A 22247-nucleotide genomic window follows, 5' to 3' on the forward strand; every position below is an offset into this window, starting at 1 on the left:
GTATGGAACCGGTGCGAAGCGTGGTCGTGTTCGACGCGGCCGACCTACCAGCTGAGAGTGGGTTCTGGGCGGGCATGCTCGACGGGCACGTCTTTGCCGACGAGACGTTCCACAGCGTGTTCGATGCGGCCGGGGAGTGGCGGATCGGTGTCCAGCTCGCCCCGGAGTCGGTCTCCCGTGACTGGCCCGACGGTGCTCCGCAGCAGGTGCACCTGGATCTCCACGTCGCCGACCCGAAGCCGGCGCACGAGCAGGCGACGAGGCTCGGTGCGCGCCTCCTCCGTGCCGATGACCTGGGCAGCGACGAGGGGCACCAGGTGTACGCCGACCCAGCCCGCCACCCGTTCTGTATCGGCTGGGGGCATCCCTCCCGAGAGGCCCTGGCGGCGTTTGTTCGCGAGAGGTGGGGTCAGGCGGGAGCGCGACCCGACCGACCGTGAGAACTGGGGTGTTCCGAGAAGGAAGGCCTTGTCTTCGAACAGATGTTCGATTATCATGGAGGGATGGAGCTCTCGATCAGCGACGATCTCGCACCGGCCGGCGTGCTGGCCGAGGCCGAGGCTGCCCTGGTCGAGCGTCGTGCGGCGCAGGTGAAGGACCTGCTGCTCGTGCTCCAGTGGGCGGACCTGCACGGCGGTGACCCGCAGCTGGTGCCGGGTGCGGTGCCGGCCCGGTTCGGAGGTGATCGGCTGGTCGGGCTCGGCGGCGACGGGACCCCGCTGGTCCAGGACCTCTGCATCCACGAGCTGGCGATCGCCCGGCACACTCACCCGGCCTCGACCCGCTCGACCATGGCGGACGCGCTCGACCTCCGGCACCGGCTCCCCCACGTCTGGGCGCAGGTCCTCGAGCTCACCTGCGAGCCGTGGGCGGCCTGCAAGGTCGCGCGGATGTCGCGGCGGCTCGACCGGCAGCAGGTGCAGCTCGTCGACCTGGCTGTCGCCGAGGCGATCGGCGGACAGTCACCCGGCCGTGTGCTCGCGGTCGCCGAGGCCAAGGTGATCGAGGCCGACGCCGCGGGGCACGCCACGCGACTGGAGGAGGAGCGCCGGCGGCGCGGAGTGTGGCTGGGCCGCACCGACCTCGAGACCGGCACGCGAACCGTGGTCGCCCGGGTGGAGCCCGGCGACGCCGTCTGGGTCGACGCGACCGTCGAGCGCGTTGTCGACGCGCTCCTCGCCCGGCCCGACATCGTGAGAGCGCACCACCCCGACCTGCCCGCGGCCCTCGACGACCTCACCCACGACGAGCTGCGCGCGATCGCGTTCGGCTGGCTCGCGCGGCCCGACGACGTCCACGACCTCCTGGCCGGCGACACCGAGGTCCGGCGCAGGCCGCACCACCGCGCGGTCGTCTACCTGCACCTGCACGAGAGTGCGCTCTCCGCCACCTCCGACGGCGTCGCCCGCGTCGAGCGCCTCGGCCCGATGCTGCTCGAGCAGGTGACCCGGCTGCTCGGCCACGCCCAGGTGACCCTCAAGCCGGTCATCGACCTCGGCGAGCGCACGAGCGTCAACGCCTACGAGTTCCCGGCGCAGGTCTCCGAGCGCACCCGGCTGCGCTGCGTCGGCGACGTGTTCCCATACGCCGTCGGCACGGCGACGATGTCCGGCCGGTACGACGACGACCACGCCGTTCCGTACGATCCGGGCGGTCCACCGGGCCAGACCGGGGACCACAACGACGCCCCGCTCTCCCGTTCCCACCACCGGGCCAAGACCCATCGCCGCGGCTACCTGGTCAGGCAGGTCGATGCCGGCACCTACGTGTGGACCACACCCCACGGCCTGCGTCGTCTCGTCGACCCCACCGGCACCCACGACCTCTGCGAGCTCGAGGCGTGGCGGCTCGAGCACGCCGACGAGCTCGACGCGGTCATCGAGCACCTTCACGACGAGCTGGTCGCGCCCGTCGCCTGATCGGTCCCGGACGCGGCACGCTCGGCGGTCGCGGCGTCCAGCGACCCGAAGACCCGCAGCACGTGCACGAGCCCGGTCAGGGCCAGCACCCGCCGCACGGGTCCCTCGGGGCAGACGACGGCGAACGAGCCGCGCAACCCGCGGGCCTGCCGCTGCGCACGCACCAGCGTGCCCAGCCCGGACGAGTCCATGAACGTCAGGCCCGTCAGGTCCACGACCAGGTGCACCTGACCGGCATCGACCAGCAGCTCGCTCAGCGCGGCCCGCAGCTTCGCGGTCGTGAGCACGTCGAGCTCGCCCTCGAGGCGGAGCAGGCAGTACGAGCCGAGGTCCTCCACCGACAGCGAGAACAGCTCGTCTCCGGCCAGCGCTGACGCCACACTCACCCCCCGTGCAAACCGCGGCCGCTCGGCCTCGGATGGTCGGCGTCGACGTACCCCGTCCGGCGCCGCGCCACACCTGCCCGGCAACGAAGCGGTCACGACTCGCCGCTCACCCACCCGGTCCGGCGCCGTCTCCCCCACACTCTGCTCATGAGACGCCTCCTCCCCTGGGCCGTGGTGCTGGCGTTCGCCCTCGCCGGCTGCGGCGGCTCTGACACCGGTCTGGCGCCGGCGGCGCCGCCCAGCCCGGACGCGACCGAGCTGGACTCCGGCCCGGTCGGCGTGGCCGACGTGGACGGCGAGGCCTGGACGGTGCTGACGGACGCCGGGGAGGTGCGGACGGCGGACGACCGGCGGGTGGCGGTCGGCGACGCTCCGCTGCGGATCGTCAGCACGCCCGGCGGTGTGTGGGTCAGCGTGATCCGGGACGGCACGGTCGTCCGCATCGACCCGGAGACGCTCCAGGTCGACGCCACCGTCGCGCTGAGGCCGGCCGGCAGCGAACCGGAGGGCCTGGCATGGGACGGCACCCACCTGTGGGTGGTCGACCAGGCCGGCGGCCGCGTGGTCGAGCTGGACCCGTCCGGCAAGGTCGTCGGCTCCTACACCACTGACGACGAGCCCCGGCTGGTCGCCGCGGGCGACTCCGGGATCTGGGTCGCGAACTACGGCGGTACGTCGGTCTCACGCATCGCCGACGGCCGCGTGAGGACCGTGCCCCTCACCTCGTGCGTCGGGCCGCAGGGCATCGCCGAGGTCGCCGGACGGGTGTGGGTCTCCTGCACGCTGAGCGGCAAGGCCGTCTCCCTCGATGCCCGGACCATGAAGCAGGTGGCCGAGGTTCCGAACCTCCCCGACGCGGACGCCGTCGTGGCGAACGGCTCGACGGTCTACGTGGTCGGCCAGTCCGGCCCGACCGTCTACGTCCTCGACGCGGCCAGCGGGAGGTTGCGGGACACCGTGCGGCTCGGCGACGCCATGCCGACGAGTGAGAACGTGGGTGCCGCCCTCGTCGACGACGAGCTGGTCGTCACCCACCCGGACGAGCAGAAGATCTACTCGCTGCCGCCGCCATGACTCCGGGTGTCAGAAGCCGCCGCCACCACCACCACCGTCCCCGCCACTCATCCCGCCGCCTCCGCCGCCGGATCCGTACCGGTCGAAGAAGCGGGACTCTGGCCCATGACCCCGGTCGGTGCCGGGTCCGCCGGCCTGCTTCCTCTTGCGGTCGACCCACAGCCCCAGGCCCGCAAGGGCCAGGACGACGAGCACGAGCACGATCCACACCATGGCCGACTCCCTCCCGGAGTGTCTTCCGATGCTCCTCCTCGGAGTGGCCCGTGTCGAGAGCGGCGTCAGCGCACCGGGTGACCCGCTTGCGAGAGCGAGCTCTTCACGTCCGCGATCCGCAACGTGCCGAAGTGGAAGACCGTGGCGGCCAGCACCGCGTCGGCGCCCGCGTCGACGGCCGGCGGGAAGTGGCCGAGCGCGCCCGCACCTCCGGACGCGATCACCGGGATCGTGACCTCGCGGCGGACCGCGCGGATCAGGTCGAGGTCGAAACCGTCCCTGGTGCCATCGGCGTCCATCGCGTTGAGCAGGATCTCGCCCGCGCCGAGCTCGGCCGCGCGGACCGCCCAGCCGATCGCGTCGAGGCCTGCCGACTTCCGGCCGCCGTGCGTGGTCACCTCGAAGCCCGAGTCCGTCCCCGTGGCGCGGCGCGCGTCCACCGAGAGGACCAGGACCTGGCTGCCGAACCGGTCCGCAACCTCGGCGACCAGCTCCGGCCGGTGGATGGCGGCGGTGTTGACCGCCACCTTGTCCGCGCCCGCGCGGAGCAGCCGGTCGACGTCCTCGACCGACGACACTCCCCCGCCCACGGTCAGCGGGATGAAGACCTCCTCGGCGCACCGCGACACGACCTCCATCGTCGTGGTGCGGCCCTCGTGCGCGGCCGAGATGTCCAGGAAGGTCAGCTCGTCGGCGCCCTCGGCGTCGTAGGTGCGCGCCAGCTCGACGGGGTCACCGGCGTCGCGGAGCTCCTGGAACCTGATGCCCTTGACCACCCGGCCGGCGTCGACGTCCAGGCACGGGATGACGCGTACGGCGAGGGTCATGGCGCGCCCCTGGTCAGGGCGAGCGCGTCCTCGAGGGTGAACCGGCCCTCGTACAGCGCGGTCCCGGCGATCGCGCCCTCGACGCCTCCCGGAGATCCCGCAGGACGCACGAGGTCCATCAGCGCGCGGATGTCGTCGAGCGTGGTGACCCCTCCCGATGCGACGACCGGCGCGGACGTGGCCGCGCAGACGTCACGGAGCAGCTGGAGGTTCGGACCCTGCAGCATGCCGTCCTTGTTGACGTCGGTGACGACGTACCGCGCGCACCCCTCGGAGTCCAGGCGAGCAAGCGTCTCGTAGAGGTCGCCACCGTCCTCGGTCCAGCCGCGCGCAGCGAGGGTGCGGCCGCGGACGTCGAGGCCGATCGCGACCCGGTCTCCGTGCTCGGCGATGATCCGCGCGCACCACTCGGGCTGCTCGAGCGCGGCGGTGCCGATGTTCACGCGCCGGCAGCCGGTGGCCAGCGCGGCGGCCAGCGACTCGTCGTCCCGGATCCCGCCGCTCATCTCGACCTTGATGTCCAGGGCGCCGACGATGTCGGCCTGGAGCTCCCGGTTGCTGCCGCGGCCGAACGCCGCGTCCAGGTCGACCAGGTGGATCCACTCCGCGCCGGCGTCCTGCCAGCGCATCGCCGCCGCCACCGGGTCGCCGTACGCGCGCTCGGAGCCGGCGACGCCCTGGGCGAGCTGGACGGCGCGGCCCTCGGTGATGTCGACGGCGGGGAGCAGCTCGAGGTAGTCAGCCATGGTGTCCTTCAGCCTCGGCGGAACAGGAGGGTGTGGATCACGGGTGCGGCGAGCACGCTCACCACGAGTGCGGCGAGGCGCAGCGCCCAGTCGTCGCTGAAGATCCAGACCAGCACGTTGATCGCGAGGAGGACGGCGAACAGGGCGCCGTTCTGCTTGCGGCGGCGCTCGGCCAGGATGCCGGCGGGACCGCGGCGCCGCCGGGGCAGCTTGGAGGTGACCGCGCGGACCCGCGCGTCGCGGCGCTCCTTGCGTTCGGCCTCCGCGGCGCGGGCGGCGGCGAGGACCGCCGCCTCCCGCTCTCGCTCGGCGCGACGCTGGGCGCGCTCCTTGCTCATGCCAGCGACTCCACCCAGTTGCGCAGCAGGGCGGCGCCGGCGTCACCGGACTTCTCGGGGTGGAACTGGGTCGCGCTGAGCGGCCCGTTCTCGACCGCCGCGACGAACCGGTCACCACCGTGCTCGGCCCAGGTCACCAGCGGCGCCCGGGTGCGGTCGTTGGTGACCAGCGTCCAGTCGCGCACCCCGTACGAGTGCACGAAGTAGAACCGCTCGTCCTCGATGCCGTCGAACAGCGTCGTGCCCGGGGGGACCTCGACGGAGTTCCAGCCCATGTGCGGCACGATCGGCGCCCGGAGCCGCTCGACGACGCCGGGCCACTCGTCGCAGCCGTCGGTCTCGACGCCGTGCTCGACCCCGCGCTCGAAGAGGATCTGCATGCCGACGCAGATGCCGAGCACCGGCCGCCCGCCGGCGAGCCGCCGGCCGATGATCCGCTCGCCCCTGATCGCCCGCAGCCCCGCCATGCACGCGGCGAACGCCCCGACGCCCGGTACGACGAGCCCGTCGGCCTCGAGTGCCGCGTCGAAGTCGCCCGTCAGGGTCACCTCGGCACCCGCCCGCTCGACGGCGCGCACGGCGGAGCGGAGGTTCCCCGACCCGTAGTCGAGGACCACGACGTTCCGAGCGGTCATGCGGGGTCCCCGCGGCGTTGTTCGGTGGAGGAGCGAAGCGGGGGAACCGAAGAACGTCGGGGGGTGCTCACAGACTTCCCTTGGTGCTGGGCACCCCGGTCTCGCGCGGGTCGAGCGCGACGGCGTCGCGGAACGCGCGGGCGAACGCCTTGAACTGCGCCTCCACGATGTGGTGCGGCTCGCGGCCGGCCAGCACCCGCACGTGCAGCGCGAGGTGGGCGTGGAACGCCACCGTCTCGAAGACGTGGCGGGTCAGCGAGCCGAGGTAGTCGCCGCCGAGGACGACGTACTGCTGCCCCTCGGGCTCGCCGGTGTGCACGCAGTAGGGCCTGCCCGACACGTCGACCACGGCCTGCACCAGCGCCTCGTCGAGCGGCACTGTGGCGTCGCCGAAGCGGCGGATGCCCTGCTTGTCGCCGAGCGCCTCGCGCAGCGCCTGGCCGAGCACGATCGCGGTGTCCTCGACGGTGTGGTGCGCGTCGATGTGGGTGTCGCCCTCGGTCTGCACGGTCAGGTCGACCAGGGCGTGCCGGCCGAACGCGTCGAGCATGTGGTCGTAGAAGCCGACACCCGTGGAGACGTCGGTGCGGCCGGTCCCGTCGAGGTCGACCTCGACGAGGACCTTCGACTCCTTGGTCTGCCGCTCGAGGCGGGCAGTCCTGCTCATAGCTCCTCCATCAGTGCATTCTTGAACCCGTCCATCTCGTCGGCGGTGCCGATCGAGACCCGCAGCCACCCGTCGGGGCCCGTCTCCCGGATCAGCACACCCCGGTCGAGCAGCCCCTGCCACACAGCATGGCGGTCCGGGAACGTCCCGAACAACGCGAAGTTCGCATCGCTGTCCGCGACGGTCAGTCCCCGGGCGCGCAGCCAGTCGACGGTGCGGTCCCGCTCGGCGCGCAGCTCCTCGACCCTCCCGAGCAGCTCGGGGGCGTGCCGCAGCGCCGCCAGGGCGGCCGCCTGGGTGACCGACGAGAGGTGGTACGGCAGCCGTACGACGCGGATCGCGTCGCAGATCGCCGGGTCCGCGGCGAGGTAGCCGAGCCGCAGGCCGGCCGCGGCGAACGCCTTGCTCATCGTGCGGGTCACGACCAGGTTGCGGTGCCGCGGCAGCAGCTCGACCGCGCTCGGGACACCGGTCCGGCGGAACTCGCCGTACGCCTCGTCGACGACGACGATCCCGTCGCCGGCGGCCTCGCACAGCGCGGTGACCGCCTCCGGCGGCAGGGCGGTGCCGGTCGGGTTGTTCGGGCTCGGCAGCAGCACGACGCTCGGCTGCTTCTCCTTCACCAGGTCGCGCGCGTGGTCGAGGTCGAGCGCGAAGTCGGTCTCGCGGTGGCCGACGACCCACTCGGTGACCGTGTCGCGGGCGTACTCCGGGTACATCGAGTACGTCGGCGCGAAGCTCAGCGCCACCCGCCCCGGGCCGCCGAAGGCCTGGAGCAGCTGGAGCATCACCTCGTTGGAGCCGTTCGCGGCCCAGACCTGCTCGGGTGTGACGCCGTGCACCGTGTCCTTGGCGAGGTACGCCGCCAGCGCGGTCCGGAGCTCGGTGAACTCGCGGTCCGGGTAGCGGTTGAGCGTCGCCGCGGCCTCGGCGACGGAGCGCGCGATGTCGGCGGCGCACTCGGGCGAGGGACCGTAGGGGTTCTCGTTGACGTTGAGCTGGACCGGGACGTCCAGCTGGGGCGCGCCGTAGGGCTCGATGCCCCGCAGCTCCTCGCGGAGCGGTGGCCAGGACACGGCGATCAGTCCCGGAACCGGACGGAGACCGCGGCGCCGTGGCCGGGCAGGTCCTCGGCGTCGGCGAGCGTCACGACGTGGCCGGCGACCTCCTCGAGCGCGTCGCGCGAGTAGTCCACGACGTGCACCGACTTGGTGAACGCACGCACGGACAGCCCCGAGGAGTGGCAGGCGCACCCGGCGGTGGGCAGCACGTGGTTGGAGCCGGCGCAGTAGTCGCCCAGGCTGACCGGGGCGTAGGGACCCACGAAGATCGCGCCGGCGTTGCGGACCCGGGCGGCCCACGCGGACGCGTCCGCGGTCTGGACCTCGAGGTGCTCGGCGGCGTACGCGTTGACGACGTCGAGTCCCTGCTCGAGGTCGTCGACGAGCACGATCCCCGACTGGTTGCCCGACAGGCTGGTGCGGATCCGCTCGACGTGCTTGGTCACGGCGACCTGGTCCTCCAGCGCGGCCTCGACCGCGGCGGCGAGGGTCGTCGACGGCGTCACCAGCACCGACGCCGCGAGCGGGTCGTGCTCCGCCTGGCTGATCAGGTCCGCTGCGACGTACGCCGGGTCGGCGGTGTCGTCGGCGAGGATCGCGATCTCGGTGGGGCCGGCCTCGGAGTCGATGCCGACCTGGCCCTTCAGCAGCCGCTTGGCCGTGACCGTGTAGATGTTGCCCGGCCCGGTGACCAGGTCGACCCTGGCGCACGGGCCGGTGCCGTAGGCGAACATCGCGATGGCCTGGGCGCCGCCGACGGCGTACACCTCGTCGACGCCCAGCAGCGCGCACGCCGCCAGGATCGTCGGGTGCACCGAGCCCCCGAACTCCTTCTGGGGCGGGCTGGCGAGCGCGATGGACCCGACGCCGGCCGTCTGCGCCGGGACGACGTTCATCAGCACGCTGGAGACCAGCGGGGCGATGCCGCCGGGGACGTAGAGCCCCACCCGGTCGATCGCCACCTTGCGGTGGGTGACGCGGGCGCCGGGCCCGAGGTCGGTGACGGCGTCCTGCTCGAGCTCGTTCGCGCAGGTCGCCCGCAGGCGGCGGATCGACTCCTCGAGACCGGCCCGGATGTCGGGGTCGAGCTCGTCGAGCGCGCGGGTGATCGCCGCGGGCGCGATCCGCAGGTCGTCGACCACGATGCCGTCGAAGCGCTCGGAGTACTCGCGGATCGCGTCCACCCCACGGGTGCGCACCGCCTCGCAGATCGCGTGCACCGCCGGCACCGCCGCCTCGACGTCGAAGTCGGCACGGGGCACGGCTGCGCAGTAGTCGACCGTCGACCGGTCGGCTCCTCGCAGGTCGATGCGCTGGATCATGGCTCGATTCTACGGACGGGCGCCGGTCTCGCCGGATCCGCGACAGCGGCTGGACTGACCGCAGACCGGGAAACGCCGCGGGGGCGGGCGTCCGGGGCGGGTGTCGTGGCCTAGGTTGGGCTCGTGGCCGACCCACTGCCGATGTTCCCGCTGAACGCGGTGCTCTTTCCCGGCGTGACCGTGCCGCTGACCGTGTTCGAGGACCGGTACCGCGCGCTGGTCCACCACCTCAAGCGCATCCCCGACCCCGCGCACCGGGTCTTCGGGACCGTCGGCATCCGCGAGGGCTACGAGGTCGGCGAGCACGGGGCCCAGTCGCTCTACCGGGTCGGCGTCCGGATGCAGCTCACGGAGATCGAGGAGAACGCCGACGGCACGTTCGAGGTGGTCGCCGTCGGCCTGGAACGGATCCAGCTGGACAGCCTCGACCCGGGCGATCTCTTCCCGGTGGGCCACGTCACCGATCGTCCCGACCCCGAGGCGCAGGTCGCCGAGGCCGTCCTGGAGAAGGCGCGGATCGCGTTCACCGCGTACCGCGCCGCGCTCGCCGACATCCGGGCGGACCCGTACTCCGGGTCGCTCCCCCGCGACCCGACGTACCTCTCGTGGACGCTGGCCGCCGTCGCGCCGCTGCCGATGCCCGAGCGTCAGGCACTGCTGGAGGCCGAGGACGCCGGGGTGCGGCTGGTCATGGTCACCGACCTGCTGCGTGCGGAGCTCCGCGCGATGAACGTGATCCCGTCGCTGCCGGCGACCGAGGTCGCGCGCACCCGCTGGTCACCGAACTGATGGCAGGCACGCCCGCCACGGTCGCGCTCACGCGCGCCGGCATCGACTTCAGCGTGCACGAGTACGAGCACGACCCGCGTGCGGAGTCCTTCGGCCTCGAGGCCGCGGCGGCGCTCGGGCTCGACCCGGGCTGCGTCCTCAAGACGCTGGTGGCCACCGTCGACGGGAAGCTCACCGTCGGCATCGTCCCGGTCTCCGGCCAGCTCGACCTCAAGGCCCTGGCTCGGGCGAGCGGCGGGAGCCGGGCCGCGATGGCCGACGTCGCCGCGGCCGAACGCGCCACCGGGTACGTCGCCGGCGGGATCTCGCCGATCGGTCAGAAGCGCCCCCACCCGACGGTGCTCGACGAGAGCGCGACGGGCTTCGCGGTCGTGTACGTCTCCGGCGGGCGGCGCGGGCTCGACCTGGGGATCGCGCCGGCGGACCTCGTGCGGGTCACCGGCGCGACCGTCGCCGGGATCAGTCGGCGGTGACCTCGGACCGGTGCACGGCCGACAGGCCGATGAACACCAGCGCCAGCGCGACCAGGGCGGCGGCCGGGAGCGCGACCCACGGGCTGCCGCCCGAGATCGAGAGCTGGGCGGGCAGGTGCGCGCCCTGCTTCTGGCTGAGCGCCACCTTCGTCGGGTCCGACGGGCCGAGGAGGACGCCGACGCGGTACATCAGGGCGGCGCCGAGGAGCGAGCCGACCGTCACGCCGATCAGGGTCGCGATCGGCACCCGGTCGAGGAACAACGCGACCAGCGCGCCGCCGACGAGCCCGGCGACCGAGCCCACGACGACGTACAGGCCGGTGGCGGAGAACTGCCCGCGCAGGCTGGCCTCGTCGAGCGCGACCCACTTGTGGTCGACCACGACGCCGATGGGCGCGGTCCAGACCCACTCCCACACCACGCCCGCGAGCGCGCCGGTGACGGCGAGGACGATGACGGCGAGGCCGACCTGCAGCAGCGCCGGCTTCAGCCCGTCAGGCATCCGGGCCCCAGCAGCTGCTTGAGGTCCGCGAAGAGCGCGGGGCTCGGGCTGACCCGCAGGCGGTCGTCGAGGCGCATGACCATGGTCTGCTCACGGGTCAAGAGTCGCAGGCGCACCTCGGTCATGCCGGGGTGGGTGCCGAGCACGTCCTTCAGCTGCTCGACCACCGGTGGCGTGCACCTGGTCGACGGGAGGCTGATCACCACCGGTCCGGACGGGCCGTCGGACAGGTCCGGGACGGACACCTCCTGGCCGTGGATCTCCGGCTGGTCCTTGCTGCGCGACAGCCGGCCCCGGACCGTGATGATCGCGTCCTCGACCAGGTGCGGCCCGGCGAGCTGGTAGGCGCTCGGGAACAGCAGGACGTCGATGGCGCCGTCCAGGTCCTCCAGCGTCACCATCGCCCAGGCGTCACCACGCTTGGTGATCTTGCGCTGCACGGTCGTGACCAGGCCGGAGATCGTGATCGAGGCGCCGTCGGGACGCTCCTCGTCCAGCATCAGCTGGCCGATGGTGCAGTCGGAGCTGTTCGACAGGACGTGCTCGAGGCCGAGCAGCGGGTGGTCGGAGACGTAGAGACCGAGCATCTCGCGCTCGTGGCCGAGCAGGGTGGTCTTGTCCCACTCGTCGATCTCCGGGATCGCGACCGAGACGCCGAAGCCGCCGTCCGCGTCGTCGAGCCCGCCGAACAGCGAGTCCTGCCCGATCGCCTCGTTGCGCTTGATGTCGACGTACTGGTCCACGGCGGTCTCGTGCACCGCCACCAGCGCACGGCGCCGGTGCTTCATGTCGTCGAACGCGCCGGACTTGATCAGCGACTCGATGACCCGCTTGTTGCAGACCTGGGCCGGGACCTTCTCGAGGAAGTCGTTGAACGTCTCGTAGCGGCCCTTCTCCTCGCGGGCCGCGACGATCCCGTCGACGACGTTGGCGCCGACGTTCCGCACGGCGGTCAGGCCGAAGCGGATGTCGTGGCCGACGGGGGTGAAGTTGTGGGCCGACTCGTTGACGTCCGGCGGCAGCACCTGGATCTTCATCCGGCGGCACTCGTTGAGGTAGATCGCCGACTTGTCCTTGTCGTCCTTCACCGAGGTCAGCAGCGCGGCCATGTACTCGGCCGGGTAGTTCGCCTTGAGGTAGGCGGTCCAGTACGACACCAGGCCGTACGCCGCGGAGTGCGCCTTGTTGAAGGCGTAGTCGGAGAACGGCAGCAGGATGTCCCAGAGCGTCTTGACGGCACCGGCGGAGTAGCCCCGCTCGCGCATGCCGGCGGAGAAGCCCTCGAACTGCTTGTCCAGCTCCTCCTTCTTCTTCTTGCCCATCGCCCGGCGCAGGATGTCCGCCTGCCCGAGGCTGTAGCCCGCGAGCTTCTGGGCGATCGCCATGACCTGCTCCTGGTAGACGATCAGGCCGTAGGTCTCCCCCAGGATGTCCGCCAACGGCTCGGCCAGCTCGGGGTGGATCGCCTCGACCGGCTCGCGGCCGGTCTTGCGGCGGGCGTACTTGTTGTGGGAGTCCGCGCCCATCGGGCCGGGCCGGTAGAGCGCGCCGACCGCGGAGATGTCCTCGAAGGTGTCCGGGCGCATGCTGCGCAGCAGCGCCCGCATGGGGCCGCCGTCGAGCTGGAAGACGCCCAGGGTGTCGCCACGCTGGAGCAGGCGGTACGTCGCCTCGTCGGTCAGCGCCAGGTCCTCGAGGACGATGTCCTCGCCCCGGTTCGCCTTGATGTTCTTGACCGCGTCGTCGAGCACCGTGAGGTTGCGCAGCCCCAGGAAGTCCATCTTGATCAGGCCGAGGGCCTCACAGGTGGGGTAGTCGAACTGCGTGATCATCGCCCCGTCGGCGGGCCGCTTGAGCATCGGGATGATGTCGAGCAGCGGCTCGCTGGACATGATCACGCCGGCTGCGTGCACGCCCCACTGCCGCTTGAGGCCCTCGATCCCGATCGCGGTGTCGACCACGCGCTTGACGTCGTTGTCGGCGTCGTAGAGCGAGCGGAACTCGCCGCCCTCGCCGTACCGCTTGTGCTCGGAGTTGAAGATCTCCTGGAGCGGGACGTCCTTGCCCATCACCGCGGCGGGCATCGCCTTGGTGATCCGGTCGCCCATCGCGAACGGGTAGCCGAGGATCCGGCTGGAGTCCTTGACCGCCTGCTTCGCCTTGATGGTGCCGTAGGTGACGATGTAGGAGACCCGGTCGTCGCCGTACTTCTCGGTGACGTACCTGATCACCTCGCCGCGCCGGCGCTCGTCGAAGTCGATGTCGAAGTCGGGCATCGAGACGCGGTCGGGGTTGAGGAAGCGCTCGAAGATCAGGCCGTGCTCGAGCGGGTCCAGGTCGGTGATCCGCATGGCGTAAGCGACCATCGAGCCCGCGCCCGAGCCACGCCCGGGGCCGACCCGGATGCCGTGGTCCTTTGCCCAGTTGATGAAGTCCGCGACCACGAGGAAGTAGCCCGCGAAGCCCATCTGGGTGATCACGCCGATCTCGAACTCGGCCTGCCTGCGGACCTTGTCCGGCACGCCCGCGGGGTAGCGCCGGCTCAGGCCGGTCTCGACCTCCTTGACCAGCCACGAGTCCTCGTTCTCCCCGGGCGGGCAGGGGAACCGGGGCATGAAGGTGCCGTTGCCCTCGGTGAAGGAGACGTCGCACCGCTCGGCGATCAGCAGCGTGTTGTCACAGGCCTCCCGGAGGCCGTGCTTGTCGACCCAGAGAGCGCGCATCTCCTCGGCCGACTTGATGTAGTAGCCGTCACCGGAGAACGCGAACCGCTGCCCCGGCCCGTCGCCGGCCGGGATGTCCATCGTCGAGCCCGAGTTGATGCAGAGCAGGTGCTCCTGGGAGGGCGCGTCCTCCCGCATCACGTAGTGGGAGTCGTTGGTCGCGAGCAGCGGGATGCCGAGGTCCTTGTGGAGCCGCAGCAGCCCGTCGCGGACGCGGTTCTCGATGTCGAGCCCGTGGTCCATCAGCTCGAGGAAGTAGTTCTCCTTGCCGAGGATGTCCTGGAACTCGCCCGCGACCTTGCGGGCGGCGTCGTACTGGCCGTGCCGCAGGTGCACCTGCACCTCGCCCGACGGGCAGCCAGTCGTGCCGATGATGCCCTTGCCGTGCTGGGCGAGCAGCTCGCGGTCCATGCGCGGCTGCTTGAAGAAGCCGTCGCGCCAGGCGCCAGTGCTCAGCCGGAACAGGTTGTGCATGCCCTCGGTGGTCTCCGAGAGCAGCGTCATGTGCGTGTAGGCGCCGCGCGCCGAGACGTCGTCCGGGCCGCCGCCGTAGAAGTTGACGCCCTTGCGCTCGAACCGGCTGATGTTGGGCGTGAAGTAGGCCTCGATGCCGATGATCGGCTTGACCCCGGCCGCCTTCGCTTTGCGGTAGAACTCGTAGGCGCCGAACACGTTGCCGTGGTCGGTCATCGCGATCGCGGGCATCCCCAGCTCGGCCGTGCGCTCCGCCATCGCCTGGAGCCGGGCGGCCCCGTCGAGCATGGAGTACTCGGTGTGCACGTGGAGGTGGACGAACGAGTCCTGGGCGCCGTTGGCCATGGTCGCGGGCCACTCCTCGAGTCGATCTTCGGGCATGCTGCACAGAGCCACGGTCGCGTCGTGGCGCCGCTGTTGGGGAAGGGCGCCAGCCTACGCGACCGCGAGACCCACGGTAGGGGGACGCACCGACAGCCGACAGATACCGGTCTCGATACGCCGGTCGCGAGCTCGTGCCTCGCTCGCGCGGCTACTCGACCTGGCTGCTGGGTCCTGATCCTCGCACGCTCGGATCAGGGCAGCTCAGAGCTCGGTGGCGGCGTCCAGGCTCTCGGTGATGATCGCGTGCACGATCCGCGACAGCCGGTCGTGGCCGAGCGCGGGCGCGCGCCGTGCCAGCGCGGCGGCGATCTCCTGCTCGCGCTCGGGATCGCGGGACGAGTCGTCCTTGTGCGCCTGCACCGCGTGGGTGAGCGCGGCGCGCCGGGCCAGCAGGTCACCGAGCTGCTCGTCGACCTCGTCGATCAGGCGCCGGTAGAACGCCAGCGGGTCCTGCCCCGGCCAGGCCATCCGCAGGTCGGGCGACCGCTCCTCGTTCGTGGATCCGTCCGTGTGCTCGAGGTCGACCAGGCCACGCCGCTGGTAGAAGCCGCGGGCCGGCAGGTTGCTCTCGAACACCCAGAGGCAGAACCCCTCCGGGCGCAGGCCCTTCGCGACGTCGAGCAGGGCGCTGCCCACACCGTGGCCCGCGGCCTCGGGCAGCACGTACAGCGAGTTCAGCCAGGCGTCCTCGACCACCAGGAACCCGACCGGGCGGCCGTCCAGCTCGGCGAGCCAGACGTCCCGGCGGGCCAGGTCCCAACCGCCGACGTAGGCGTGCACCTCGTCGGGCGTGTGGATCTGGGGTGGCATCGCGGGAACCGCGGCGGTGCGGACCAGCAGGTAGATGTTCGCGATCGCCGGCAGGTCGTCGGCGGTCGCCGGTCGCAGCTGGAGCTCGTCAGTCGGCATCGCGGATCACTTCGAGCGCGTGCGCGAGGTCCTCCGGATACGCGGTCTCGTACTCGACGTACTCCCCCGAGTCGGGGTGCTCGAAGCCGAGGCGCACGGCGTGCAGCCACTGCCGCTCGAGGCCGACCCGCCTGGCGAGCGAGGGGTCCGCGCCGTAGGTCAGGTCGCCCACGCACGGGTGCTTGAGCGCGGCCATGTGGACCCGGATCTGGTGGGTGCGCCCGGTCTCGAGGTGGATCTCGAGCAGGCTGGCGAAGCGGTGCGCCTCGAGCGTCTCGTAGTGGGTGACGCTGTGCCGGCCGTCTGCCATCACCGCGAACTTGTAGTCCGCGCGCGGGTGGCGCCCGATCGGCGCGTCGATGGTGCCCTCGAGCGGGTCCGGGTGGCCCTGGACCAGCGCGTGGTAGACCTTGTCGACGGTCCGGTGGCGGAACGCGTTCTTGAGCACGGAGTAGGCGTGCTCGGACTTGCAGATCACCATCACCCCCGAGGTCCCGACGTCCAGTCGCTGCACGATGCCCTGCCGCTCCGAGGCGCCGCTGGTCGAGATCCGGAAGCCGGCACCGGCGAGGTGCCCGACCACCGTCGGCCCGGACCAGCCGGGCGAGGGGTGCACGGCGACGCCGACCGGCTTGTCGATCACCACGATGGCGTCGTCGTCGTGGATGATCTTGATCCCCTCGACGACCTCGGGGACGACCTCGAGGGGGTTGGCCTCGACAGGGATCCGCACGTCGAGCACGGCGCCCGGGACGACCCGGTCGCTCTTGCCGACCGCCCTGCCGTCGAGCTCGACGTTGCCGCGGGCGATCAGGTCGGCTGCCCGGGTGCGGGACAGCCCGAACAGGCGCGCCATGGCGGCGTCCACCCGCTCACCGTCCAGGCTCTCGGGCACCGACAGGACCCGGTGGTCGGCGGCGGCCATCACGTCGCGCCCTCCCGGGATGCGCGACTGCCGTCGAGCCGGATGCCGCGGTAGACCTGCACCAGGATCAGCGCGGCCGCGACGTCGATGCACATGTCAGCGACGTTGAAGACCGGCCAGTGCGGCAGCATGAAGAAGTCGATGACGTGCCCACGCAGCGGACCGGGCGCGCGGACCAGCCGGTCGGTCAGGTTGCCGGCGACGCCCGCCATCAGGAGGCCGAACGCGACCGCCCAGACGGCGTTGCCGAGCTTCCGCGAGAACCACGCGATCACCAGCACGGCGGCGATCGCCACGACGCTGAACACCTCGGTGTAGGCGGTGCCGGTGCTGAAGGCGGCGCCCGGGTTGCGCACCAGGTGCAGGACGAACAGATCCCCCACGACCTCGACGTCGGCGCGGTCCGTCAGCTTCTCGACCGCGACCACCTTGGCGACGACGTCGACGGCGTACGCCGCGATCGCGACCGCGGCGAAGACCGCGAGGTACCGGCCGCGAGGGCCGTGGGGACGGGTCGTTCCGCTGTCGTTCTCGTCGCCGGTCAGCGACGCTCCTCGCGCTGCTTGCATGTCATGCACAGTGTGGCACGGGGGAACGCCATGAGCCGCATCTTGCCGATGGGGTTGCCGCACGACTCGCACACGCCGTACGTGCCGTCGTCGATCCGGGCGAGCGCGCGCTCGATCTGGGCCAGCTTGTCGCGCTCGCTGTTGAGCACGGTGAGCTCGTGGTCGCGCTCGAAGCTGGTGGCGCCGAGGTCGGCCTGGTCCTGGCCGGCCCCGTCGCCGGAGTCGCGCATCAGGCCGCTGAGCTCGGTCTCCTGCGCCTCGACGATCGAGCGGCTGTGCTCGAGCTGCTCGTGCAGCTCGGCGACGAGCTCCTTGAGCTCGGCCTTGGTCCAGGCGCCCTCGCCCTCCTTGACCACAAGCGAGCTGCGGGCGGCCTTGCGCGGAGCGGCCTTCTTGGCCGGGGCTGCCTTCTTCGCGGGCACGGCCTTCGTCGCGGGAGCCGCCTTCTTGACCGGTGCCGCCGCCTTCTTCGCCGGAGCCGCCTTCTTCACGGGTGCCGCCGCCTTCTTCACCGGAGCCGCCTTCTTCGCCGGGGTCGCCTTCTTCGCCGGGGTCGCCTTCTTCGCCGGAGCCGCCTTCTTGACCGGAGCCGCCTTCTTCGCCGGGGTCGCCTTCTTCGCCGGGGTCGCCTTCTTGACCGGAGCCGCCTTCTTCGCCGGCGCCGCCTTCTTCGCCGGAGCCTTGGCGGCGACCGTCCTCTTGGTCGGAGTGGCCTTCGCCACGGCGCCGTTCCTCGTCGACGTGGCCTTCGGGACCGCCTTCTTGGCCGGCGTGGCTGCCTTGGCGGCCGGCTTGCGGCCGATCACCTTGCGAGCGGCGGAGGCCGCCTGCCCAGCGAGCGACTTCCTCGTGCTGCGAGCCATGGTCGGGCCTCCTCAGGCCTCGGCGACTGTGGCTTCAACCACAGCGTGTGCGGGGAGGGTAGCCGGTGACTCCAAGGGCCTCAAATCAGCCACACCGCGGAATGCGAAAGCGGCCGGCCCCCTCGGGGGCCGGCCGCTCGCGCCAAGCGATGGTACGGCGGTCAGGCGTCGTCCTCGCCGAGGATCGAGCGCAACCGCTTCGGTGCCGGGGTGTCCTCGCCCGCCGGGCCGTCGGACGTGCCGCTGCCGAGCGCCTCCAGCTGCTGGCTGAAGTAGCTCTTGAGGCGGGAGCGGTACTCGCGCTCGAAGGAGCGGAGCTTCTCGACCTCGCCGTTCAGGATGTCGCGCTCGCGCTCGAGGTCCCCGAACATCTGGCGACGGCGCTCGGCCGTCTCCGAGTCGAGCATCTGGGCACGGGTGCGGGCATCCGACTCGAGGCGGTCGGCCTTGGTCTTCGACTCCGACTCCAGGCGCTCGGCCTTGGTGCGGGCCTCGCCGACGATCTTGTCGGCCTCGTTCTTCGCGTCCTCGACGAGCTCGTCGGCGTTGCGGGTCGCGATCTCGAGCAGCCGAGCCGCGGCGTTCGAGGCCTGCGGGACGGTCTCGACCCGGATCGTCTCGACGGGGGTCGCGGCGACCACGGGGGCCGGCGTGGCGACCACCTCCGGCTCCGGCGCCGGCGTCGGCTCGGGTGCCTTCTCCTCGGCGCGCGGCTGCGGGGCCGTCTCGGTCGAGACGCCACCCTGGGCCGTGGACAGCTTCGCCCTGAGGTCGTCGTTCTCCTTCGTGAGACGCGCCAGCTCGGCTTCCACCTCGTCGAGGAACTGGTCGACCTCACCCATGTCGTAGCCCTCGCGGAGCCGGACGGGAGTAAAGCGCTTGTTGCTCACGTCCTCAGGCGTCAGCGGCATGACCTCACCCATTCTCGTCGTCAAAGTTACTGTCGGTCGAACAATAGCGCTTGCACAGGTGACCGGCTCATCGGCGCCGGCGCTCCCCTGCTCCCGGCCGGTTCAGGCCAGGAAAATCTCGCGGTTGACCCGGAGCAGGACGTACGCGGCGATGATCACGATCAGGAAGCTCAGGTCGAGCGAGATGCTCCCGATCCGCAGTGGCGGGATCACCCGGCGCAGCGCCTTGATCGGCGGATCCGTGGTGGAGTACACGCCCTCGAGCGCCACCAGGAGCACGCCGTGGGGCACCCACGCCCGCGCGAACACCTGCACCCAGTCCACCACGAACCGGACCCACAGCAGGGCGATGAAGAACCACAGCACGGCCTCGATCAAGCCACCGGCAACATTCACGTACGACGGATCCTCGCTCTGGACGGCGTCAGCTCTGGTTGAAGAACCCGCCTGCGACGATCCGCTGCTTGTCCTCGGCGGCCACCGTCACGTTCGGCGGCGAGAGCAGGAACACCTTGTTGGTGACGCGCTCGATCGTGCCACGCGTGGCAAACACCAGCCCGGCCGCGAAGTCGACGAGCCGCTTGGCGTCGGAATCGTCCATCTCGGAGAGGTTCATGATCACCGGCGTGCCCTCGCGGAAGTTCTCGCCGATGGTGCGCGCCTCGTTGTAGGTGCGCGGGTGCAGGGTCGTGATGCGGGACAGCTCGGCCACCACTCCGGTCGGTCCGGGAGCCGGACGCCGGCGCTCGGAGATGTCGGACACGGGTGCGGGACGCACTTCGCGCTTCGGCGCACGGACAGGAGCGGTCTCCTGGGTCTCGTACTCGCCCTCGTAGGCGTACTCGTCGTCGTACCGGCCGGTGTCCTCGAGCAGGCCGAGGTACTCGCCGATCCTGCGCATAGCGCCGCTCATGACTGTGCCCTCCGGTGGTGGTGTGGTGGTTGGGACATTACTTGACCTGTGGCCTCGAACCGAGGACCGCCGAGCCAATGCGCACGTGTGTCGCGCCAGCCCGGACGGCGTGCTCGAGGTCGCCGCTCATCCCGGCCGACAGCCAGGTCGCGTCGGGGTGGTCGGCGAGGAAGTCACCGCGGATCCCGGCGAGCCGCTCGAACGCGGACGCCGGATCCTCACCGAGCGGCGCGACGGCCATCAGCCCCCGCAGCCGGAGCATGCCGGCCGCGGCGACCGCGGTGCCGAGGGCGGCCAGCCCGTCGGGGTCGACGCCGGCCCGGCCCTCCCGCCCGGGCGGGTCGAGGCTGACCTGGAGCAGGACGTCGAGGGCGCGGTCACGCTCGTGCGCGCCGCGGTCCAGGCCGGTGAGCAGCTTCGCGCGATCGACGGACTCGACGACGTCGGCGTACGACGCGACGGCCGCCGCCTTGTTGCTCTGCAGGCCGCCGATGAAGTGCCAGGTGAGCCCGAGGTCGGCGCACTCAGCTGCCTTCGCCTGGGCCTCCTGGTGACGGTTCTCCCCCACGTCGGTGATGCCGAGGTCGGCGAGGATCCGGACGTCGGAGGCCGGGAAGAACTTGGTGACCACGACGAGCCGGACCTCGCCCGGGTCGCGGCCGGCGTCGGCGCAGGCGCCCGCGATCCGGCCCCGGACGACCTCGAGCCCGGAGGCGACCTGCTCCTGGCGGGTCATGCACTCCTCCAGACCACGCCCGCGAGCCGGCCGGCGGCCACGCCGTCGCGGCGGTAGGAGTGCAGGCTCTCGTCCTCGCGGGTGCAGCCGCCGACCTCGGTCGCGGGTACGCCGGCCGCGGCGAGCTGGGCCAGGACGCCGGCACCGAGGTCGAGGGCAGGAGTGCCCCAGCTGGTGGTGGCGCCGGTCTCGGGCACGGCCGCCGCGACCTCGGCCCGCAGCTCCTCGGGCACCTCGTAGCAGCGGCCACAGATGTGCGGCCCGACCCAGGCCCGGAGACCGGTCGCGCCGAGCTCGCGCAGCCGCTCGACGGCGGCGGTGACGACGCCCCGGCGTACGCCCTCCCGGCCGGCGTGCACCGCCCCGATCTCGCCGCCGGCGGCGACCAGGAGCACCGGCACGCAGTCGGCCGCGCGCGCGAGCAGTGCGATCCCCGGCTCGGTGGTGAGCAGGGCGTCCGCGTCCGGCGCCGCCTCGTACGAGCCATCGACGAGGTGGACGGCGGTGCCGTGCACCTGGTGCATCAGGTACGGCGTCGCGCCGGTCTCGGCCGCGACCGTCGCGAGAGCCGCGCCACGGACGTGGTCCGTCGCGAGGTCGCCGAGGTCGAGGGTGCGGTCGGTGAACGCGACCGACACCGTGCCGGTCGTGACCGGCACGGTGTCCTGGAAGAGGAAGGTCACTTGAGGAAGTCGGGCACGTCCAGGTCGTCGTCGTCGAACTGCACCTGGTGCGGAGCGGGTCGCGGCGTACTGGCCTGGGAAGCGGTCGTGCCGACCTTCTCCTTCTCCTTCTCGCGGTCCTGGTTCCGGCCCTTGTCCCTGTCGGCCGCCGGCGGGGCGGCGGGGCCGGCCTGCGCCGGCGCCTTCGTCTCGGAGGGGGCCTGGGCCGGCCGGGTGTCGCGGCGCAGCACGGCGCCCTCGTCACGACGCTTCGGCTGGCCGCCGTCGAACCCGGCCGCGATGACCGTGACCCGCACCTCGTCGCCGAGCGCGTCGTCGATGGTCGCGCCGAAGATGATGTTCGCCTCGGCGTGCACGGCCTCGGCGACCAGCGCGGCCGCCTCGTTGATCTCGAACAGGCCCAGGTCGGAGCCGCCGGCGATCGAGAGCAGCACGCCGTGCGCTCCGTCGATGCTGGCCTCGAGGAGCGGGCTCGACACCGCCATCTCGGCCGCCGCCACGGAGCGGTCCTCGCCCCGGGCCGAGCCGATGCCCATCAGCGCGGAGCCAGCGTTCGACATCACGGACTTCACGTCCGCGAAGTCGAGGTTGATCAGTCCGGGCGTGGTGATCAGGTCGGTGATGCCCGAGACGCCCTGGAGCAGCACCTGGTCGGCCTGCTTGAACGCGTCGAGCACCGAGACGTTGCGGTCGCTGATCGAGAGCAGCCGGTCGTTCGGGATCACGATGAGGGTGTCGACCTCCTCGCGCAGCTGCGCGATGCCCTCCTCGGCGGAGTTGGCGCGACGCCGGCCCTCGAACGAGAACGGCCGGGTCACGACGCCGATGGTCAGGGCGCCGAGGCTCCGGGCGATCCGGGCCACGACGGGTGCGCCGCCGGTGCCGGTGCCACCGCCCTCGCCGGCGGTCACGAACACCATGTCGGCGCCCTTCATGACCTCCTCGATCTCGTCGGCGTGGTCCTCCGCCGCCCGGGCGCCCACGTCGGGGTTCGCCCCGGCGCCGAGCCCGCGGGTCAACTCACGACCGATGTCGAGCTTCACGTCGGCGTCGCTCATGAGGAGCGCCTGTGCGTCGGTGTTGATCGCGATGAACTCGACGCCCTTGAGGCCGACCTCGATCATCCGGTTGACGGCGTTGACACCACCACCGCCGATGCCCACGACCTTGATGATGGCCAGGTAGTTCTGCGCTGCTGCCACGGC

General features: G+C 71.9%; 25 protein-coding genes and 1 pseudogene. 5 read left to right on the forward strand and 21 right to left on the reverse strand.

Going from position 1 to position 22247, the window contains the following annotated elements:
* The first annotated feature begins 11 nt into the window (after positions 1-11).
* Both ACVW2K_RS18015 and ACVW2K_RS18020 read left to right on the forward strand, forming a co-directional pair.
* Complete coding sequence (locus ACVW2K_RS18015) at positions 12-440, forward strand: VOC family protein (RefSeq protein WP_457203456.1); 429 nt, start codon at positions 12-14, stop codon at positions 438-440.
* Positions 441-503: 63 nt separating this feature from the next.
* Positions 504-1919, forward strand: coding sequence for a hypothetical protein (locus tag ACVW2K_RS18020; RefSeq protein WP_457203457.1), 1416 nt, complete (start codon positions 504-506; stop codon positions 1917-1919).
* On the opposite strand, the gene ACVW2K_RS18025 is transcribed toward ACVW2K_RS18020, so the two are convergent.
* Positions 1889-2305 (reverse strand): STAS domain-containing protein, encoded by a 417-nt coding sequence (locus ACVW2K_RS18025; RefSeq protein ID WP_231496113.1) that lies wholly within the window; start codon positions 2303-2305, stop codon positions 1889-1891. The genes ACVW2K_RS18020 and ACVW2K_RS18025 overlap by 31 nt on opposite strands.
* A gap of 147 nt (positions 2306-2452) precedes the next feature.
* Here ACVW2K_RS18025 and ACVW2K_RS18030 point away from each other — a divergent pair, with 147 nt between their 5' ends.
* The gene (locus ACVW2K_RS18030) at positions 2453-3379 is read left to right on the forward strand and encodes a Vgb family protein (RefSeq protein ID WP_457203458.1); all 927 of its coding nucleotides are present in this window, start codon (positions 2453-2455) and stop codon (positions 3377-3379) included.
* A 9-nt stretch (positions 3380-3388) separates the two neighbouring features.
* Here ACVW2K_RS18030 and ACVW2K_RS18035 read toward each other — a convergent pair whose 3' ends face one another.
* From ACVW2K_RS18035 to hisD, 8 genes are all read right to left on the reverse strand, one after another.
* Positions 3389-3592 carry a hypothetical protein gene (locus ACVW2K_RS18035; protein ID WP_457203459.1) on the reverse strand — a complete coding sequence of 68 codons (204 nt, stop codon included), beginning with the start codon at positions 3590-3592 and terminating at the stop codon, positions 3389-3391.
* 65 nt (positions 3593-3657) lie between these two features.
* Positions 3658-4419 (reverse strand): imidazole glycerol phosphate synthase subunit HisF, encoded by a 762-nt coding sequence (gene hisF, locus ACVW2K_RS18040; RefSeq protein ID WP_457203460.1) that lies wholly within the window; start codon positions 4417-4419, stop codon positions 3658-3660.
* Positions 4416-5165: a bifunctional 1-(5-phosphoribosyl)-5-((5-phosphoribosylamino)methylideneamino)imidazole-4-carboxamide isomerase/phosphoribosylanthranilate isomerase PriA gene (gene priA, locus ACVW2K_RS18045; RefSeq protein ID WP_028635920.1), complete on the reverse strand. Its 750-nt coding sequence runs from the start codon at positions 5163-5165 to the stop codon at positions 4416-4418. Before priA ends, hisF begins: the two co-directional genes overlap by 4 nt.
* A gap of 8 nt (positions 5166-5173) precedes the next feature.
* Positions 5174-5503 carry a hypothetical protein gene (locus ACVW2K_RS18050; protein WP_457203461.1) on the reverse strand — a complete coding sequence of 110 codons (330 nt, stop codon included), beginning with the start codon at positions 5501-5503 and terminating at the stop codon, positions 5174-5176.
* Positions 5500-6138: an imidazole glycerol phosphate synthase subunit HisH gene (gene hisH / locus ACVW2K_RS18055; RefSeq protein ID WP_028635922.1), complete on the reverse strand. Its 639-nt coding sequence runs from the start codon at positions 6136-6138 to the stop codon at positions 5500-5502. Before hisH ends, ACVW2K_RS18050 begins: the two co-directional genes overlap by 4 nt.
* Before the next feature lie 67 nt (positions 6139-6205).
* On the reverse strand, positions 6206-6805 hold the full coding sequence (hisB, locus tag ACVW2K_RS18060) for an imidazoleglycerol-phosphate dehydratase HisB (RefSeq protein ID WP_028635923.1): 600 nt from the start codon (positions 6803-6805) through the stop codon (positions 6206-6208).
* Entirely contained in the window at positions 6802-7887 is a 1086-nt protein-coding gene (locus ACVW2K_RS18065) for a histidinol-phosphate transaminase (RefSeq protein ID WP_457204090.1), read from the reverse strand. Before ACVW2K_RS18065 ends, hisB begins: the two co-directional genes overlap by 4 nt.
* Positions 7887-9188 carry a histidinol dehydrogenase gene (hisD, locus tag ACVW2K_RS18070; protein ID WP_457203462.1) on the reverse strand — a complete coding sequence of 434 codons (1302 nt, stop codon included), beginning with the start codon at positions 9186-9188 and terminating at the stop codon, positions 7887-7889. The genes ACVW2K_RS18065 and hisD overlap by 1 nt, the downstream gene beginning before the upstream one ends.
* A gap of 123 nt (positions 9189-9311) precedes the next feature.
* Between hisD and ACVW2K_RS18075 the strand changes: the two genes are divergently transcribed.
* Together ACVW2K_RS18075 and ybaK are read left to right on the forward strand one after the other, a co-directional pair.
* Positions 9312-9977, forward strand: coding sequence for an LON peptidase substrate-binding domain-containing protein (locus ACVW2K_RS18075; RefSeq protein ID WP_028635926.1), 666 nt, complete (start codon positions 9312-9314; stop codon positions 9975-9977).
* On the forward strand, positions 9977-10450 hold the full coding sequence (gene ybaK, locus ACVW2K_RS18080; protein WP_457203463.1) for a Cys-tRNA(Pro) deacylase: 474 nt from the start codon (positions 9977-9979) through the stop codon (positions 10448-10450). The genes ACVW2K_RS18075 and ybaK overlap by 1 nt, the downstream gene beginning before the upstream one ends.
* On the opposite strand, the gene ACVW2K_RS18085 is transcribed toward ybaK, so the two are convergent.
* The 12 genes and pseudogenes from ACVW2K_RS18085 to ftsZ form a co-directional block, all read right to left on the reverse strand.
* Positions 10437-10952: a hypothetical protein gene (locus ACVW2K_RS18085; protein ID WP_457203464.1), complete on the reverse strand. Its 516-nt coding sequence runs from the start codon at positions 10950-10952 to the stop codon at positions 10437-10439. The two genes, ybaK and ACVW2K_RS18085, sit on opposite strands and share 14 nt — an antisense overlap.
* Positions 10937-14530, reverse strand: coding sequence for a DNA polymerase III subunit alpha (dnaE, locus tag ACVW2K_RS18090; protein ID WP_231496114.1), 3594 nt, complete (start codon positions 14528-14530; stop codon positions 10937-10939). Before dnaE ends, ACVW2K_RS18085 begins: the two co-directional genes overlap by 16 nt.
* Positions 14531-14734: 204 nt before the next feature.
* The gene (locus ACVW2K_RS18095; protein ID WP_051548636.1) at positions 14735-15442 is read right to left on the reverse strand and encodes a GNAT family N-acetyltransferase; all 708 of its coding nucleotides are present in this window, start codon (positions 15440-15442) and stop codon (positions 14735-14737) included.
* Complete coding sequence (locus tag ACVW2K_RS18100; protein ID WP_036569211.1) at positions 15432-16367, reverse strand: RluA family pseudouridine synthase; 936 nt, start codon at positions 16365-16367, stop codon at positions 15432-15434. Before ACVW2K_RS18100 ends, ACVW2K_RS18095 begins: the two co-directional genes overlap by 11 nt.
* Complete coding sequence (gene lspA / locus ACVW2K_RS18105) at positions 16367-16936, reverse strand: signal peptidase II (RefSeq protein ID WP_036569213.1); 570 nt, start codon at positions 16934-16936, stop codon at positions 16367-16369. Before lspA ends, ACVW2K_RS18100 begins: the two co-directional genes overlap by 1 nt.
* Entirely contained in the window at positions 16909-17799 is an 891-nt protein-coding gene (locus tag ACVW2K_RS18110; RefSeq protein WP_457203465.1) for a TraR/DksA family transcriptional regulator, read from the reverse strand. The genes lspA and ACVW2K_RS18110 overlap by 28 nt, the downstream gene beginning before the upstream one ends.
* Before the next feature lie 161 nt (positions 17800-17960).
* On the reverse strand, positions 17961-18710 hold the full coding sequence (locus ACVW2K_RS18115) for a DivIVA domain-containing protein (RefSeq protein ID WP_036569365.1): 750 nt from the start codon (positions 18708-18710) through the stop codon (positions 17961-17963).
* Between the two features lie 102 nt (positions 18711-18812).
* Positions 18813-19106, reverse strand: a complete 294-nt coding sequence (locus ACVW2K_RS18120) for a YggT family protein (RefSeq protein ID WP_457203466.1) — start codon at positions 19104-19106, stop codon at positions 18813-18815.
* Between the two features lie 28 nt (positions 19107-19134).
* A complete protein-coding gene (locus ACVW2K_RS18125) occupies positions 19135-19623 on the reverse strand; it encodes a cell division protein SepF (protein WP_028635934.1) in 489 nt (162 codons plus the stop codon).
* 37 nt (positions 19624-19660) lie between these two features.
* On the reverse strand, positions 19661-20359 hold the full coding sequence (locus ACVW2K_RS18130; RefSeq protein ID WP_457203467.1) for a YggS family pyridoxal phosphate-dependent enzyme: 699 nt from the start codon (positions 20357-20359) through the stop codon (positions 19661-19663).
* Complete coding sequence (locus ACVW2K_RS18135; RefSeq protein WP_028635936.1) at positions 20356-21042, reverse strand: polyphenol oxidase family protein; 687 nt, start codon at positions 21040-21042, stop codon at positions 20356-20358. Before ACVW2K_RS18135 ends, ACVW2K_RS18130 begins: the two co-directional genes overlap by 4 nt.
* Before the next feature lie 254 nt (positions 21043-21296).
* Positions 21297-22244: pseudogene (ftsZ, locus tag ACVW2K_RS18140) on the reverse strand (cell division protein FtsZ); the annotation flags it as partial.
* Positions 22245-22247: the final 3 nt, after the last annotated feature.

The organism is Nocardioides sp. HB32, from assembly GCF_054058995.1.

Coding starts and splice junctions, on each gene's coding strand:
- hisH (WP_028635922.1), bottom strand. CDS start 6,138: ATGACCGCTCGGAACGTCGTGGTCCTCGACTACGGGTCGGGGAACCTC.
- ACVW2K_RS18110 (WP_457203465.1), bottom strand. CDS start 17,799: ATGGCTCGCAGCACGAGGAAGTCGCTCGCTGGGCAGGCGGCCTCCGCC.
- hisB (WP_028635923.1), bottom strand. CDS start 6,805: ATGAGCAGGACTGCCCGCCTCGAGCGGCAGACCAAGGAGTCGAAGGTC.
- hisF (WP_457203460.1), bottom strand. CDS start 4,419: ATGACCCTCGCCGTACGCGTCATCCCGTGCCTGGACGTCGACGCCGGC.
- ACVW2K_RS18095 (WP_051548636.1), bottom strand. CDS start 15,442: ATGCCGACTGACGAGCTCCAGCTGCGACCGGCGACCGCCGACGACCTG.
- dnaE (WP_231496114.1), bottom strand. CDS start 14,530: ATGCCCGAAGATCGACTCGAGGAGTGGCCCGCGACCATGGCCAACGGC.
- hisD (WP_457203462.1), bottom strand. CDS start 9,188: ATGATCCAGCGCATCGACCTGCGAGGAGCCGACCGGTCGACGGTCGAC.
- lspA (WP_036569213.1), bottom strand. CDS start 16,936: ATGCAAGCAGCGCGAGGAGCGTCGCTGACCGGCGACGAGAACGACAGC.
- priA (WP_028635920.1), bottom strand. CDS start 5,165: ATGGCTGACTACCTCGAGCTGCTCCCCGCCGTCGACATCACCGAGGGC.
- ACVW2K_RS18100 (WP_036569211.1), bottom strand. CDS start 16,367: ATGGCCGCCGCCGACCACCGGGTCCTGTCGGTGCCCGAGAGCCTGGAC.
- ybaK (WP_457203463.1), top strand. CDS start 9,977: ATGGCAGGCACGCCCGCCACGGTCGCGCTCACGCGCGCCGGCATCGAC.
- ACVW2K_RS18130 (WP_457203467.1), bottom strand. CDS start 20,359: ATGACCCGCCAGGAGCAGGTCGCCTCCGGGCTCGAGGTCGTCCGGGGC.
- ACVW2K_RS18020 (WP_457203457.1), top strand. CDS start 504: ATGGAGCTCTCGATCAGCGACGATCTCGCACCGGCCGGCGTGCTGGCC.
- ACVW2K_RS18050 (WP_457203461.1), bottom strand. CDS start 5,503: ATGAGCAAGGAGCGCGCCCAGCGTCGCGCCGAGCGAGAGCGGGAGGCG.
- ACVW2K_RS18035 (WP_457203459.1), bottom strand. CDS start 3,592: ATGGTGTGGATCGTGCTCGTGCTCGTCGTCCTGGCCCTTGCGGGCCTG.
- ACVW2K_RS18030 (WP_457203458.1), top strand. CDS start 2,453: ATGAGACGCCTCCTCCCCTGGGCCGTGGTGCTGGCGTTCGCCCTCGCC.
- ACVW2K_RS18125 (WP_028635934.1), bottom strand. CDS start 19,623: ATGAGCGGCGCTATGCGCAGGATCGGCGAGTACCTCGGCCTGCTCGAG.
- ACVW2K_RS18115 (WP_036569365.1), bottom strand. CDS start 18,710: ATGCCGCTGACGCCTGAGGACGTGAGCAACAAGCGCTTTACTCCCGTC.
- ACVW2K_RS18085 (WP_457203464.1), bottom strand. CDS start 10,952: ATGCCTGACGGGCTGAAGCCGGCGCTGCTGCAGGTCGGCCTCGCCGTC.